The organism is Enterobacter sp. EGD-HP1 (assembly GCF_000733275.2).
Classification (GTDB): Bacteria; Pseudomonadota; Gammaproteobacteria; order Enterobacterales; family Enterobacteriaceae; genus Enterobacter.
In genome coordinates this window covers 174,810-188,410 of the sequence record NZ_AVOP01000032.1, presented here as the reverse complement: position 1 = coordinate 188,410, position 13,601 = coordinate 174,810, and the positions used below count along the sequence as shown (strand labels likewise).

The 13,601-nt window shown below is 52.6% G+C and carries 12 protein-coding genes; all 12 read left to right on the top strand.

The features are described 5' to 3' along the window. Positions 1-14 precede the first annotated feature (14 nt). The 12 genes from N037_RS16525 to N037_RS24205 all read left to right on the top strand — a co-directional run bounded on the left by N037_RS16525 (position 15) and on the right by N037_RS24205 (position 13,461). Positions 15-1,085 (top strand): PAAR domain-containing protein, encoded by a 1,071-nt coding sequence (locus tag N037_RS16525; RefSeq protein ID WP_032642272.1) that lies wholly within the window; start codon positions 15-17, stop codon positions 1,083-1,085. 24 nt (positions 1,086-1,109) lie between these two features. After that, the gene (locus N037_RS16520) at positions 1,110-1,556 is read left to right on the top strand and encodes a hypothetical protein (RefSeq protein ID WP_032642270.1); all 447 of its coding nucleotides are present in this window, start codon (positions 1,110-1,112) and stop codon (positions 1,554-1,556) included. Between the two features lie 14 nt (positions 1,557-1,570). After that, a complete protein-coding gene (locus N037_RS16515) occupies positions 1,571-2,644 on the top strand; it encodes a hypothetical protein (RefSeq protein ID WP_032642268.1) in 1,074 nt (357 codons plus the stop codon). Positions 2,645-2,937: 293 nt separating this feature from the next. After that, on the top strand, positions 2,938-3,285 hold the full coding sequence (locus N037_RS16510; protein ID WP_032642266.1) for an immunity protein Tsi6 family protein: 348 nt from the start codon (positions 2,938-2,940) through the stop codon (positions 3,283-3,285). A gap of 110 nt (positions 3,286-3,395) precedes the next feature. Next, the gene (locus N037_RS16505; RefSeq protein WP_032642263.1) at positions 3,396-3,830 is read left to right on the top strand and encodes a hypothetical protein; all 435 of its coding nucleotides are present in this window, start codon (positions 3,396-3,398) and stop codon (positions 3,828-3,830) included. A 169-nt stretch (positions 3,831-3,999) separates the two neighbouring features. Further along, positions 4,000-5,922 carry a type VI secretion system Vgr family protein gene (locus N037_RS16500; protein ID WP_032642261.1) on the top strand — a complete coding sequence of 641 codons (1,923 nt, stop codon included), beginning with the start codon at positions 4,000-4,002 and terminating at the stop codon, positions 5,920-5,922. Next, on the top strand, positions 5,915-6,409 hold the full coding sequence (locus N037_RS16495) for a hypothetical protein (RefSeq protein ID WP_231686695.1): 495 nt from the start codon (positions 5,915-5,917) through the stop codon (positions 6,407-6,409). The genes N037_RS16500 and N037_RS16495 overlap by 8 nt, the downstream gene beginning before the upstream one ends. A gap of 76 nt (positions 6,410-6,485) precedes the next feature. Next, positions 6,486-7,040 (top strand): hypothetical protein, encoded by a 555-nt coding sequence (locus tag N037_RS16490; protein ID WP_231686694.1) that lies wholly within the window; start codon positions 6,486-6,488, stop codon positions 7,038-7,040. A gap of 3 nt (positions 7,041-7,043) precedes the next feature. After that, on the top strand, positions 7,044-8,120 hold the full coding sequence (locus tag N037_RS16485) for a hypothetical protein (protein ID WP_032642254.1): 1,077 nt from the start codon (positions 7,044-7,046) through the stop codon (positions 8,118-8,120). Between the two features lie 74 nt (positions 8,121-8,194). Continuing rightward, positions 8,195-8,635 carry a DcrB-related protein gene (locus N037_RS16480; RefSeq protein ID WP_023330599.1) on the top strand — a complete coding sequence of 147 codons (441 nt, stop codon included), beginning with the start codon at positions 8,195-8,197 and terminating at the stop codon, positions 8,633-8,635. Between the two features lie 3 nt (positions 8,636-8,638). After that, positions 8,639-13,093, top strand: a complete 4,455-nt coding sequence (locus N037_RS16475; RefSeq protein WP_032642251.1) for a glycohydrolase toxin TNT-related protein — start codon at positions 8,639-8,641, stop codon at positions 13,091-13,093. After that, on the top strand, positions 13,090-13,461 hold the full coding sequence (locus N037_RS24205; protein WP_072164000.1) for a hypothetical protein: 372 nt from the start codon (positions 13,090-13,092) through the stop codon (positions 13,459-13,461). The genes N037_RS16475 and N037_RS24205 overlap by 4 nt, the downstream gene beginning before the upstream one ends. The last annotated feature ends 140 nt before the right edge of the window (positions 13,462-13,601 follow it).

Sequence of the window (13,601 nt, the reverse complement as noted above, 5' to 3'; positions counted from 1 at the left end):
AAGGATTTTTGAACATGGGACAGCCTGCCGCCAGAGCGACCATAGATGTCAGCGCACATTCGGGGCCAATACAGTCGGGAAGCCTGGACGTCATCATCGGCGGTTTTCCCGCCGCTCGAAAGGGTGATACGTTATCCTGCTCGACGCACGGCAGCGGTATTATTGTGGGGGGCTCCGGTACTGTCTTCGTTAACGGTATGCCACTTGCACGTCAAGGAGACAAGACGAAGTGTGATGCTAGCGGCTCACCGGCACCTGCCATACCGAAAGCAGCAGCACCTCAATATTGGGGGGGCACGCTGGCGAAAAATGCCGGCGAAGATGGGATGATGCACGGCGAACATTTTGATGCTCGTGTTCTGGGTGCGTACGCCAGCCTCGAAGATAAAAACCTCAACGGTGATTTTGATACCGCTTCAGCTGGTTTTGCGTTGGCGGATATTACCATTGGGAATATGAAAAGTAAGGATCTGCTGCGGGCAGAAATGCGTAATAAACTCGCCGTCGCCAATGCGACGGGGTCTCTGTATGGTGGCGGCAACGATATTTATGGCTTGAATGCGAATGCCGCTGCGACAGGTGAGCAATACGGTGGTTCGGTTGCTGCGGGTAAAGAAGGAACGTTGTATGGTGGAGTATCAGGGGATGTAACTATCGGTACAGCAGAAGCTAAAGCCGTATTAGAAGTTTATACCGGCAATGATGGGAAGTATGGTTTGACTGCTGACGCCGGTGCGGAAGCGAAAGGAGTGAAAGGCGAAGTTTCGGGTAACCTTGATATTCTGGGCATCGTTTCCGGAGAAGCAAAAATCGACGGTAGCTTTGGGTCTGCTGGTCTCGCGGGAGGTGGAAGCGCTTTCTGGGACACTAAAGATTATTCCGTTAACGTCAGGGTGACTGGTGGAGCTGCAGGGCTTGTAGGGCTTAAGGGTGATGCAAGTCTGAAAGTGGCATTTAAGCCTATACTGGATTTCTTTGACTATTTGTATGGCGAAGAGGATGAGCCAGCCGTCACCTCTGTTCCGACAGAAAGCGGAGATGGGACAATTATTACCGGGTGTGTTACTGTTTTGATAGGCGATTAAAGGGTGTGAGAGGACAATGAAATAATGAAATGGGCTGGCTTAACGATTTTTAGTTTAATCACTTTGATCTATATCTGGAATGGAAAAGATCTGTATACAAAACAAGAATGGCGTGGTTTTGGAATAAAATTCATTTCAGTACTGATTGGTGCATTTGTATTGGTCATTGTTTTGGTTGGTCTTTCTAAGTTCATCCCGTTGCTTACCAGAGAAACTGCACGGTCATTATCAGTAATAATACCTGCTTCTTTTATGGCAGTGCTTCTATCGAAATTTTTTGTCGTGATGTTGAATAATATTTTCGATATTATTATGCGATTCCACAGGCGCTATAACACTGCAGCAAACTATTCAAAGTTATTATCACTATCTGGTAAGTATGGGGCAAAATCACGCCTGGTAGTAAAGTGTCTGGCATCGTTAGGCTGTATCTTAATGTTCTATGGCATCTGGTTTGGCAGCACGGTCTGAGTTGAAGAGGTTTTATGAACACTGATAATAATTATGCTTTTCCCGTCGTCTCAACCGCAAGCAATGAAGAGATTAAGGCGAACTACTGGAAATGCCTGTATACCTCTGCTGATAAAAAAATGCTTCAGTACTGGGTGATTTTGCCAAATCGTGTTAAGCCAGCTGAACTAACACCGCAACACCTTCCTGACGTTGGCTTGACGAACTTGGGTCGCTATGCCACCGATGATGCTCAGCCCTATATGGAAGTTTGGGCCGCTTATGAACGCTGTCAGTGGGAGATGAATCCCTCGGATTGGCTGTTTAATAAACTGGAACTGATGGGCGAGAAAGTGTTGAACCAGCGCTTGATTGCGCATCCTTCCGGTAGTGGCCTTTTTGCAGATGTGCTAACTCTCAAAACGCACTCGTCCGGCGACGAGGTCATTTCACGTTATACCGTACAGAAAGATTACAATCCGCAAGAAGGTGGCGGGAATTATTTCCTGATTAAAGCGGCCTGTGCCGCTCGTGACTACCCTGCGCTGGCGAATGATATTTACTTTACGGTAGTGAACTGGGATTTACTGCATCGTAGTAACCTGGCTCTGGCTGAACTGCTTAAGACCGTGAGCCTCAGCGCTAAAAACAGCAGTGGATTTAAAGTACCGGAATCCTGGCAGGTGAATCCCCTTACAGAAACGCGTCTGGTGGTCGAGCACTCGTTTGATGGCACTAACTACGGTGTCATTAATCTTTGCTTTTTTTCGCAGGAGATGTTGTTTATCGCGCAGGATGTTTTTAGCGTTTCGATTAAACGGTTTCACGATCGAGAACCTGCCGTTACGCTTAAGACTGAAGCACTTGCTACTATTCCAAATGAGTTTAATCCATCCCTGGGAAAAAAACTGTGGACATGCCGGGGGGAAATGTTCAGCGCAGAGGAAGAAATGCGCGCTGTTTACCAGTGCTATATTTTTAGCGTGGGCAAAGTCTGGTGCTATGCTGAACTGATTGGCAGACACCGTAACTATCATGATTACCACTTTGAGGCGAATAAGCGCTGCCTCGAAATCATTCTATCAACATTCCATATAGAAAATGTCTAATCTTTGACTCGGTATTCAGGGCAAATTCATGCGTAAGCGTAGCTTTTCTTTTTTAGATGATCGGTGACTTTGTCGATTTCCCTGCATTGTTAATATCATCTCCAGCATAAACCGTCACGATCAGGAGTCGAGTCTGGACTTTGTCAGCCGTCTGATGGCGCGGGAGGGATTGCTATGCCGGTATCCGTCAGGAGCGATCAGAAAATTCATACCACCACCACGGCAGCAGGGATTACGCCAATGCACGCTTTCACAGATGCGTTCAAGCGAAAAGGATATATTTAAGGTGGATCATGAGTAAAGGAAATTACACTGCGCTGGATTATATCAATGATGCTATTGATGCAATTAATCATCGATTAGAACAAAATCCTACATTTTCTTTATATGCTATGGCGAAGAATCAGTTAGACTATATTAAATCTATTCTCATTGGTATTGAAAAAGATAAAGGTAAATTACATACATTGAATCTTGGTGTACTGGCGTCCAAAGAATTTAATACAACAGATTCCGAGCTTGCTGAGCATTTATCTAATGCTAATTATATAGCTTCGCAGATGGGGCAAGGATTAAAGATCAGTCTTCCTCATGAACACGATGTGGAATATTTAAAAAGACAAAAAAGATATCGCAAGTGATTATGATTCTTTTGTTTTAATGTCTGATAAGCTTTGAGCATTCTAGCCCCGATTGGTTTATTTTTACTGTTTGCATTGTGATGAATAAAAATTGAGTGGAGAATGAAAAGATGAAATGGACTGGTTGTATATTTTTCATTCTTATCACTTTAGCACTTATCTGGAATGGAAAAGATTTGTTCAACAAAAAACAATGGTTCCTGGCCGGGTTGATGTTTGTTCTGGTGCTAGTGGCTACGGTTGTTATTGGTTTTACGTTGAAATGGTTCGCTCAGTCAATGTCATTATTCTCCGTCGCAACGGCGAAACAATATTCGATTATCTTTTCCATGTCTTTTCTGTGCGTATGGGGGCTAAAAATTACCGTTGTGCTGCTCTGCACGATCTTTTCCGGGATTATAGGGGGGCACAAAAAATACAATGCGGGAAATTATGAAAAAATATCGTCTATAACACGCGTCGTTGCGCCTGGCTTACTTATCGTTGCTAAATGCGTAGTTTCCCTGAGTAGCGTCCTTATGTTTTCAGGTTTATGGCTTAAATAAGCACGATATTAACTTAAAAATATCTCAATGAAAATTCAGGAAAAGTGGTTTTGCGGCAAGCGAAGTCAATCTTACAGCTACTCATTATCAAACCAGCAGCGTTTACGCTTTGCGTATTGAAATGAGTTAACTTCTGGCACTGAGATTAGTCCATAGTGGAATAAAGATTATGCTCAACCGAATTACCGTTCAGCTCCCGGTGGAGGGGCTTCTGTTCTGGAAACTGACGGGCCGCGAGGCGATGTCCGAGTCGTTTGCGCTGACGCTGACCGTGCTCGGCACGGATGCGCGCATTGACCGCAGCAAGCTGCTGGGCCAGCCGGTCACGGTGACCATCCCCACGCAGAACCTGCTCACCCCCCGCTATATCAACGGCAAGGTGACGCGCGTGGCGGTGAGCGCCGTGGAGCTGACGGGCACCCGCTACGCGGTGTACCAGCTGACGGTGGAGCCGGACCTGTGGCCGATGAAGCGCGACCGTAACCTGCGTATCTTCCAGGGCCAGACGGTACCGCAGATTGTCAAAACTCTGCTGGGTGAGCATCAGGTTAACCTCGAAGACAAACTTACCGGCAGCTACCGGGTGTGGGACTACTGCGTGCAGTATCAGGAATCGAGCCTGGACTTTATCAGCCGCCTGATGGAGCTGGAGGGGATTGCCTATCACTTCCGCCACGAGGCCGACAAACACACCCTGGTGCTGACCGACGCCGCGACGCAGCATCAGCCGTTCAGCGGCTATGAGGTCATTCCTTACCACCAGACGCCGTCCGGCGGCAGTACGGATGAGGAGGGCATCAGCCAGTGGGCGCTGGAGGACAGCGTGACGCCGGGGATTTACAGCCTCGACGACTATGACTTCCGCAAGCCGAACGCGTGGCTGTTCCAGGCACAGCAGAACCCGGCGTCGCCGAAGCCGGGGAGCATCGACGTGTACGACTGGCCGGGTCGCTTTGTGGACAAGGGGCACGGGGAGTTCTATGCCCGTATCCGTCAGGAGCGCTGGCAGGTGGAGCACCAGCAGATTCAGGCCACCGCGACGGCGGCGGGGATTGCGCCGGGGCACACCTTCACGTTAACCAACGCGCCGTTCTTCAGCGACAACGGCGAGTATCTGGTCACTGCTGCGGGCTATCACTTCGAAGAGAACCGCTACGCCAGCGGCGAGGGGGAGACCATTCACCGCACGGATTTCACGGTGATTCCGTCGGCGGTGGTGTACCGTCCGGCGCAGAGCACGGCGTGGCCGCGCACCTACGGCCCGCAGACCGCGAAAGTGGTGGGGCCACAGGGCGAAAGTATCTGGACGGACAAATACGGTCGGGTGAAGGTGAAGTTCCACTGGGACCGCCTGGCGAAGGGCGATGACACCAGCTCCTGCTGGGTGCGCGTGTCGAGCGCCTGGGCAGGACAGGGCTACGGCGGGGTGCAGATCCCGCGCGTCGGCGATGAGGTGGTGGTGGACTTTATCAACGGTGACCCGGACCGTCCGATTATTACGGGGCGCGTGTACAACGATGCGAGCATGCCGCCGTGGGCGCTGCCTGCCGCGGCGACGCAGATGGGCTTTATGAGCCGCACGAAAGACGGTTCCGTCGACAACGCCAACGCCCTGCGGTTTGAGGACAAGGCGGGCGCAGAGCAGGTGTGGATCCAGGCCGAGCGCAACATGGACACCAGCGTTAAGAATGATGAAACGCACAGCGTCGGCGGCGAGCGCAGCCATTACGTGAAGAAAAATGAACTGCATCGCGTGGAAGCGAATCAGACCCAGGCCGTGAAAGGCGGAACTGAGATCCTGACGGGGAAAGGCAAGCTGGATGCGGCGGTAGAGCAGTACGTTATTGCTTCCGGAACGAAGCTGCGGCTGGTCTCAGGGGAAAGCGCCATTGAGCTGAATGCTAACGGCAAGATTAATTTGATCGGCAAAGAGTTTAACTTCTTCGTGGAAGGGGATGGCTATATTACCACGGGCGGTAAGCTGCACCTGAATACCTCTGGCACCAAGCCGGGCACTACGGCACCGGGATCGGGGCATAAAGGGGATATTGATGCGGCGGTGCAGGCGAAATTTACGGCCAAAGATGAGTAAAGCAGGTGCGTTGCTTATCGCGTTACTAACGACGGGAATGGCTGGAGGAGACGCGCAGAAAAAGGATCTTTGGATGTTTATTTCCGGGATGAGTGCATCGCTTAAGACGTTATCCGTTACAACCCTTAGTAATGCGCCGTTATCGTTTAAGATGACCAGGCAAAATGAATATATCAATTTCTACAATGCCGACGATATCAAACTCGCTGATGGAACGAACATAAACGCAATTGGTTTACGTTTAAGCAAAGATAACGGCGGCATGGCGCCTTTACTGAATTTTTCACCGTCCGGCCAGTGCATCACTCTCGATACCGTTAAAAACCATTATCCGCAACTGACGTTAACTGATTATCCACAAGGCCGCTCTGAGAACGAAGTGACCAGCTATACAGCGCCAAAAGATATGAATGGACAAAAGGTGAGCTTCAGTTTCACCGTGAAAAATCCTGACTGTCTGAATTCAGTCGTCATAAGTGCCGAATAAGAAACGCTGCTTTCATCTCCTGGCGGTGTTTCCAGCGGTGAGAAGCGCAATAAATATTCATTAAATGACAATTAATGTGAGAAAACACACTCCGACATTTCTTTGTTCTGCCCTGATGTTTACCTGTCTGAGCAGCAATGTGGTTTTGGCGCGGGTTAGTCCGCCTGTTCTGACAAAACAGGATTTTTCCGTCAAGGTTAAAGGCCAGCCCGTCGCATTAGGCGACAGATGGACGCCTGATATTGCCCGTAAAATTGCCGTGCCGCTTGAAGGCCATTTTGTCGGTAAGGTTCCTTTTGACGGTACGAACTATAAATTCTACCAGCATCAAAAGGATGGTTTAGCAATATTCACTTCAAATCTCTGGTGGGATAAAGCAGAAAGAAGCGTTGATGATTATATCGTCTCCCAGATTACGCTGACTGCCTCAGATATTTTAACGCCGCGTGGAGTTCATGTGGGTTCAACAATCAGAGCACTGAACAATGCATACGGCGATGGCCAGATTGAAAATGATTCCGGGGAGCAGTGGATTTCCTATGAATTGGGTAAGAAATTGCTCTCTTTTGAGGTTAAAGACAGTAAGGTTGTGAAAATTACAATGAATTACGAAAATGGTTCTGCAGAATAATTTATGACCAAAAAGTATCTGGCAGCCGTATTGTTCACCGCTTTATTGGCTGGCGTCGTTGAAGCGTCATCGGCGCTTGAATTATCGCAATACAATAAGCTCGATACGGTTAGCCGCATCGTTAACGACAGCGAAGTGACAGACAATCTCAAGGCGTTGCTGGGAAATCATTACCAGACCTTTATTGATAACTTTGATGTCTTAGGTGAACCGCATACCACCGCAGGTGGCGGATTGTTTGTTGAAGGCTGGCTAAAGGATCTCTATCTGGAGAACGCGTCAGCGCTGGTCATCGATCCTGACGGCAAAATCTTTGCGGCCTGGGTGGTTCCGGAGTCGGACGTTATACAATATCGGTCATCTGATAATAGCCCAGTTATTAATGCCGATATTCAGCAATGGGCCGCCAGATTCAATGCGATGCATTTTGCAACGAACAGCCAATCAGAACTTGCGTTTGACGGGGAGTGGACTGGCGAATTCGGGAACGACTCGACGTTAACCCTGCGGTTAGCTGAATCAGGCAACCGTATCACCGGGTCTTATTGCTATATATCCCAGAAAGGAAACCGCATAGATTGCCCGGAAGATGATGAGCGTAATCTTACCGGTACGATCGCTGGCAATCGTGCCAGCGTTGAGTTCAACTCATCGTTTGGCGGCCCAGGCGGACGTGCTGTTCTGGAAATAAAGGGGAGTGAAATGGAATGGCGTTTAGCTACTCCTCCTCAAAATGGAAATTATTATGCCCCGCAGCGTTATACGTTACGTAAAGCCGCTTCGGTTCATAACGCTGAAATCAGAAAACTGGACACCGAAAAGTTCGCTATTTCGCTGATAAACAGGTGCGGTCATTTCGATAGCGAATGTGGCCAGATGGTTTATCTCGGCGTGCGCAAAAGTGATAACAGTACGATCTCCTTAAAGGGAAAAACATTGCACGACTCCGCAGGTAAAATAATCGGCTCAACGTACAAGAATGGCGAGATCGTTTATACCGTGACGTATGCCCCCGCGAAATTGGTTGTCAGCAAAGGCAACCATGTTTTAGTCGAACAGTCAGGTCAATGGCGTAAATAATAAAACAGCCAGCCAGAGGGCCAGCATGGATTGGCTTTTTGTTTCTCACAATATTAATCATCCCGAGTTTACTTATGAAATACACCCTCCAGGAAGGTTCGTTTTCCCTTTTTCCTGCTGCCTGGCAGGATAACAGCATGAATATTATTCGCGATGACGAAAGCGGGCTGTCCGTGGTGGTCAGCCGCGGCGTTATCCCCGATGGCAGCGACTATGAACAAGAGTTCCATCGCCAGTGGGATGTGCTGCGTCCTCAGATGGGCGAAATTGCCCAGAGCGAGTTCCGGAACGTAAAAGCCGGGCCTGACGGAAAAATTAACGGGCTGGAAGTTGAGACCACCTTTGACCGTAACGGGCAGCGCCTGTGGCAAAAACAGCTGGCCGTGCAGACGCCGGGCAAACCGGTTTTGATGATTTTTACCCTCTCGGCGCTCAGGGCATTCACCGAAGAGGACGAGGTGCGCTGGAGCGCGCTTAAGCAGAGTCTGACGCTAAACGACAACCGGAATGTGTAAGGCATGAGCGATAACAACGCGGCCCGTAAGGGCGACGAGATTATTCACTCCAGCATTTTTGCTGACATCACCAGCATTGTGGCGGAAGGTGCCGCCTATGCGGTGATCGGCGCGGCGGTAGGCGCAGCTGCAACCGTAGCGGCGCCATTGCTGGGGGCGGGTGCCGCGGCAGCAGGCGTGGCGGCAATTGGATCCAGCTGTTTGTTAAGCGGGATTATCGGTGGCGTGCTGGCAAACGTGGCGGGGATCACCGACGATATCAGCAACGCCGCTGAGGGGTTAGGCAATGCGCTTTTCCCGCCGTCGCCTGCGGGTAAAATCACTACCGGTTCCAGTAACGTTCTCACCAACGCAATCCCCGCCGCGCGCGCGGCAGGCACGCTGACGCCCGCCGATCCGCCGTCTCCTGAGCCGCAGTCGCCGGGCAGCTTTGCCGATTACGCGGGCATGCTGCTATCCGCTGCCGGTCAGTTTGGCAGCGAAATGTGGCAGCCGAGCGTGGCCTCTGCCGCCGCGGGAACCTCGCCGCTGGAAGAAGACAAGGTGGCGTGCGAAAAGCACTCCGGGCCGCAGTATCTGGCGGAAGGCTCTAAAAGCGTCTTTATCAACGGACAGCCAGCGGTGCGTGCGAAAGATCGCACCACCTGCGAAGGCACCGTTTCCGACGATGTCTCCCCGAACGTGATCATCGGCGGCGACACGCTCACGGTCCGCGATATCAAAAGCGGTAAAACGCCGGGGCTGGCGCTGGGGATGATTGCGCTCTCCCTGCTGCGCGGGCGTCCGGGCAAGATCCTGAAAAACATGCCCTGTGCGCTGGCGGCGGCCGGCGGCGGGATGCTGGCCGATATGGCGGTAAATGCGGTGTTTGGCTCCTCGCACCCGGTGCACGCCGCTACCGGCGTGAAGGTGCTGAATGACGACGACGAACTCGACTTCTCGCTGCCGGGGCGATTCCCGCTTCGCTGGCAGCGTAGCTACAACAGCCTGACCACCCGTGAAGGGCTGTTTGGTCTGGGCTGGGCAACCACCTTTGACAGCTATCTGACGCTGGAAGAAAACAACGCCACCTGGTTCGACGAAACCGGGCGCGAGCTGAGCTTCGAGCTGCCGCCTGTCGACCGCGCGTTTTACAGCATCAGCGAAGGCATTATCATCCGCCGCAATGAGAGCGGCGACGTGGCGATTGCCGACGATGACGGCGCGGTGTGGCGTCTGTATAAACCAACCCGGATGAATCCCTCCATTCTGCGTCTGGCCTCCCTCAGCGACGAATACGGCAACGCGCTGCTGACGGAGTGGGATGAGCACGGCAGGCTGGTTGGTCTTCACGACGAGCCGCGGGCGATCGACGTCACTCTGCGCTATGACGATGAACGTTTCCCGCATCGCGTTACCGCTGCCAGCCATTTCGACGGCAGCCAGACATGGCCGCTGATGCAGTGGGGCTACGACGCGCGCGGCCAGCTGGCGAGCGCGACGGATGCCTCCGGCGTGGTGACGCGTGAATACCGCTATAACGAGCACGGGCTGATGGTCTGGCACCGGTTGCCGGGTGGTCTGGAGAGCGAATACCGCTGGAAAAAATTCGACCACTGGCGCGTGGTGGAAAACCGCACCAGCACCGGCGACGGGTGCCGCTTTAGCTACGATTTAGCCGCCGGGCTGACGACCGTTGAGCATTACGAAGGCCAGACGCGCCACCACTACTGGAACGCGCAAAATCTGATTGTCCGCTACGTTGACGAGCGCGGTGAAAACTGGCGCTACGAGTGGGACGAGAACGAGCTTCTGACGCGCCGCATCGATCCGCTCGGCAATGCCGTTACCTTCGTCTACGACGACATGGGCAACCGGGTTCAGGAGATCGACGCCGACGGCAATACCCGCACCACCGCCTGGCTGGAGCACCGCGCGCTCCCCGCGGCCATTATCGAAGCCGACGGCAGCGCCACCCGGTTCTGGTACGACGAACATCACGGGCTTAAGCGCGTGGTGGACCCGATGGGGCGGACCACGCAGCTGCGCCGGGACGCGTTCGGCCAGGTCGTTGAAGAGGTTGATGCCGCAGGAAACAGCCGCTACCAGGAGTACAACGAGGCCGGGCAGATTGTTCGTTCGACGGACTGTTCAGGGCGTATTACCCGCTACCGCTATCACCCGCTGGGCTGGCTGGTGGCCGAGACTGGCGCCGACGGGGAAGAGACGCGATATCGCTACGATGCCGCAGGGCGTCCGGTGCAGCTCGATCGCCCGGAAGGCTGGACGGAATCGCTCAAATGGAACGAACGCGGTCTGCCGGTGAAGCATGCGGGCGCCGACGGGAAAGAAAGTGAGTTCAGATACGACGAGGCGGGACGCTTAACCGCCACCCGTAATACGCAGGGTGAAGAGGTTCGTCGCCGCTGGGACAGCCGCGGGCGTTTGATTGTCCTGGAAAACGAAAACGGCGAAGCGTATCAGTTCAGTTGGGGCGCGGACTCGCTGCTGCTGGAAGAGGTGGGGCTGGATGGCGTAGCCTCGCAATATCGCTATGACGCCTGCGGACGCACGATAGCACGCACGTTTGCCGCCGGTCATCCGGAGGCCATCACCCACGCCTTCGCCTGGAGCGCGAGCGGCCAGCTGGTCGCCCGCACCACGCCGGAGGGGCAGACCCGCTATCACTACACGCCGTCCGGACTGTTAAGCCGGATAGGGCTGCATCCCGCGCTTTCAGCCGACGCGTGGACCACCGAGGCAGAGCAGGAGCTTGCCTTTGAGTATGACGCGCTTGGTCGCGTGACCCGCGAGGCGGGCGAGCACGGCGAGCTGGCGTGGGAGTATGACGAGCTGGGAAACCGCACCTCTATTACGCTGCCCGACGGCCGCGAGCTGAAGCAGTTTTACTACGGCAGCGGGCATCTGCTCAGCATTGCTCTCGATAAGCTGTCGGTCTCCGATTTTACCCGCGACGAACTCCACCGGGAGACCAGCCGCACTCAGGGGCTGCTGACCACCCGCAGCGAATACGATCGTCTTGGCCGACTGCATCGCCGGGATGTCTTCACCGGCAACGCCCAGCGCCCGTCGCCGCGCCGCTGGTCCCGCCGCTGGGATTACGACTACCGCAATAACCTGGTGAGGGAAGAGCGGGACGATAATCCGTTCAGCTGGTACCGCTGGCAGTACGACAGCGCCGGGCGTCTGCTGGTCCAGGACGGTACGCTGCCCGGCCAGGAGCAGTGGCGCTGGGACGCAGCCGGTAACCCGCTGGAAGGGGCTGCTGAGAAGGTCACGCACAACCGCCTGACGCAGCTGAACGGCATTCGCTGGCGTTATGACATCCACGGCCGCACCGTGGAGAAAGATAACGGCCAGACCCGCTGGCACTACCGCTACGACGGAGAGCACCGCCTGACGGAGGTCATCAGCCAGCCGCGGGACCGCAACAAGCCGCAGACGCAGGTCAGCTTCCGCTACGATCCGCTCGGGCGACGCATCAGCAAAACGCGACGCCAGATGCTGGGCGGACAGCCAACCGGCAAGCCGGTCACCACCCGGTTTGTCTGGGAAGGGTTCCGCCTGCTGCAGGAGGTGCACGGAGATGTGCCGCTGACCTACGTCTACAGCGATCAGGACAGCTACGATCCGCTGGCGCGTATTGATGGCGTGGATGCCCCGGAGATTTTCTGGTTCCACTGCCAGCCGAACGGCATGCCGGAGCGGATGACGGATATCGAAGGGCAGGTGCGCTGGGAAGGGGTGAACAGCGCCTGGGGCAAGCTGCTGCGGGAAAGCGAGACGCAGGTATCAGGATATTCTCAGAACCTGCGCATGCAGGGGCAATACCTGGACCGTGAGACAGGGCTGCACTACAATCTGTTCCGGTATTATGACCCGGACTGCGGACGGTTTACGCAGCAGGACCCGATAGGGCTGGCGGGGGGGATAAACCTTTACCAGTATGCGCCGAATGCGCTGGGGTGGGTGGATCCGTGGGGGTTGAGTCGTTGTAAAAATGATTGGAATGAGTTTCAGAAAAAATCTAATAAACGGCAGTTCTCTTCAAGAACACAAGCATCTAAAGCATATGCGTTATGGAAGAAACAAGATTGGACGGCATTAGAGAAATTTATGGGCGATGGTGCTTGGCCTCCTAATCGTGGATTTATTACCGCAACGAAAACGACTCTTAAGCCTGGCACAAAAGTTGACCGCTACGGTGGTTGGACTGATGCAGATGGTTTCCACGATAGTGGTACGTTTATATCCCCTGCGGGATCTTCATTCGAGGGGAGAGCCCTCCAACAAAATACTCTAAACAAACCATATTCAGTTTATGAAGTTGTAAAACCGTTGCCTGTAGATAGTGGTCCTGCTATACCATGGTTTGGACAACCGGGCAGAGGAACTCAATACGAAACATCCGAAGCGATTGAAACACTAATTGAAAATGGTTTTTTGAGGAAAATATGACATTAATTAATTTTCAGAAGAAAAAAGAACTTATCCATGATGGGCTTGAAGATGACTTCTTAAGGAACGAAAAAGAAATATCCTGTCCATGTTGTGATGCTGTCGTTCGTTTCGGGTTATATAACTCTAAAAGTTTTGATAAGCTTGAGTACTGCAAAAAAATAAAAATGGTAGGTAAAATGCGAGGCGTAAAGTTATCAGATGGTTTAATTTCTGGTTATAGATACAAAGAGAGCCCCCTAAGGATATCAGAAAGAAAATGTTCGAAAGGGATTCATGATATTTCTGTTGTCTTTACTTATAAAGAAATACAACCAGCTCGTTATGAATCTTATTTAATAGGTGTTTTTAATAGTAGTGATATTTAGCATCTGGATATATTTGCTTTTTGTCCCACATGCCTTTTGAATTGAGATTGCAAGTTTTAGTGTTTATAGTGAATATAAGGGAACTTGTGTGAGTGAAGGACCTGCAGCAGCTTAAGGGCTAGGATATCCTGGGATGGATA

Coding starts and splice junctions, on each gene's coding strand:
- N037_RS16525 (WP_032642272.1), top strand. CDS start 15: ATGGGACAGCCTGCCGCCAGAGCGACCATAGATGTCAGCGCACATTCG.
- N037_RS16520 (WP_032642270.1), top strand. CDS start 1,110: ATGAAATGGGCTGGCTTAACGATTTTTAGTTTAATCACTTTGATCTAT.
- N037_RS16515 (WP_032642268.1), top strand. CDS start 1,571: ATGAACACTGATAATAATTATGCTTTTCCCGTCGTCTCAACCGCAAGC.
- N037_RS16510 (WP_032642266.1), top strand. CDS start 2,938: ATGAGTAAAGGAAATTACACTGCGCTGGATTATATCAATGATGCTATT.
- N037_RS16505 (WP_032642263.1), top strand. CDS start 3,396: ATGAAATGGACTGGTTGTATATTTTTCATTCTTATCACTTTAGCACTT.
- N037_RS16500 (WP_032642261.1), top strand. CDS start 4,000: ATGCTCAACCGAATTACCGTTCAGCTCCCGGTGGAGGGGCTTCTGTTC.
- N037_RS16495 (WP_231686695.1), top strand. CDS start 5,915: ATGAGTAAAGCAGGTGCGTTGCTTATCGCGTTACTAACGACGGGAATG.
- N037_RS16485 (WP_032642254.1), top strand. CDS start 7,044: ATGACCAAAAAGTATCTGGCAGCCGTATTGTTCACCGCTTTATTGGCT.
- N037_RS16480 (WP_023330599.1), top strand. CDS start 8,195: ATGAAATACACCCTCCAGGAAGGTTCGTTTTCCCTTTTTCCTGCTGCC.
- N037_RS16475 (WP_032642251.1), top strand. CDS start 8,639: ATGAGCGATAACAACGCGGCCCGTAAGGGCGACGAGATTATTCACTCC.
- N037_RS24205 (WP_072164000.1), top strand. CDS start 13,090: ATGACATTAATTAATTTTCAGAAGAAAAAAGAACTTATCCATGATGGG.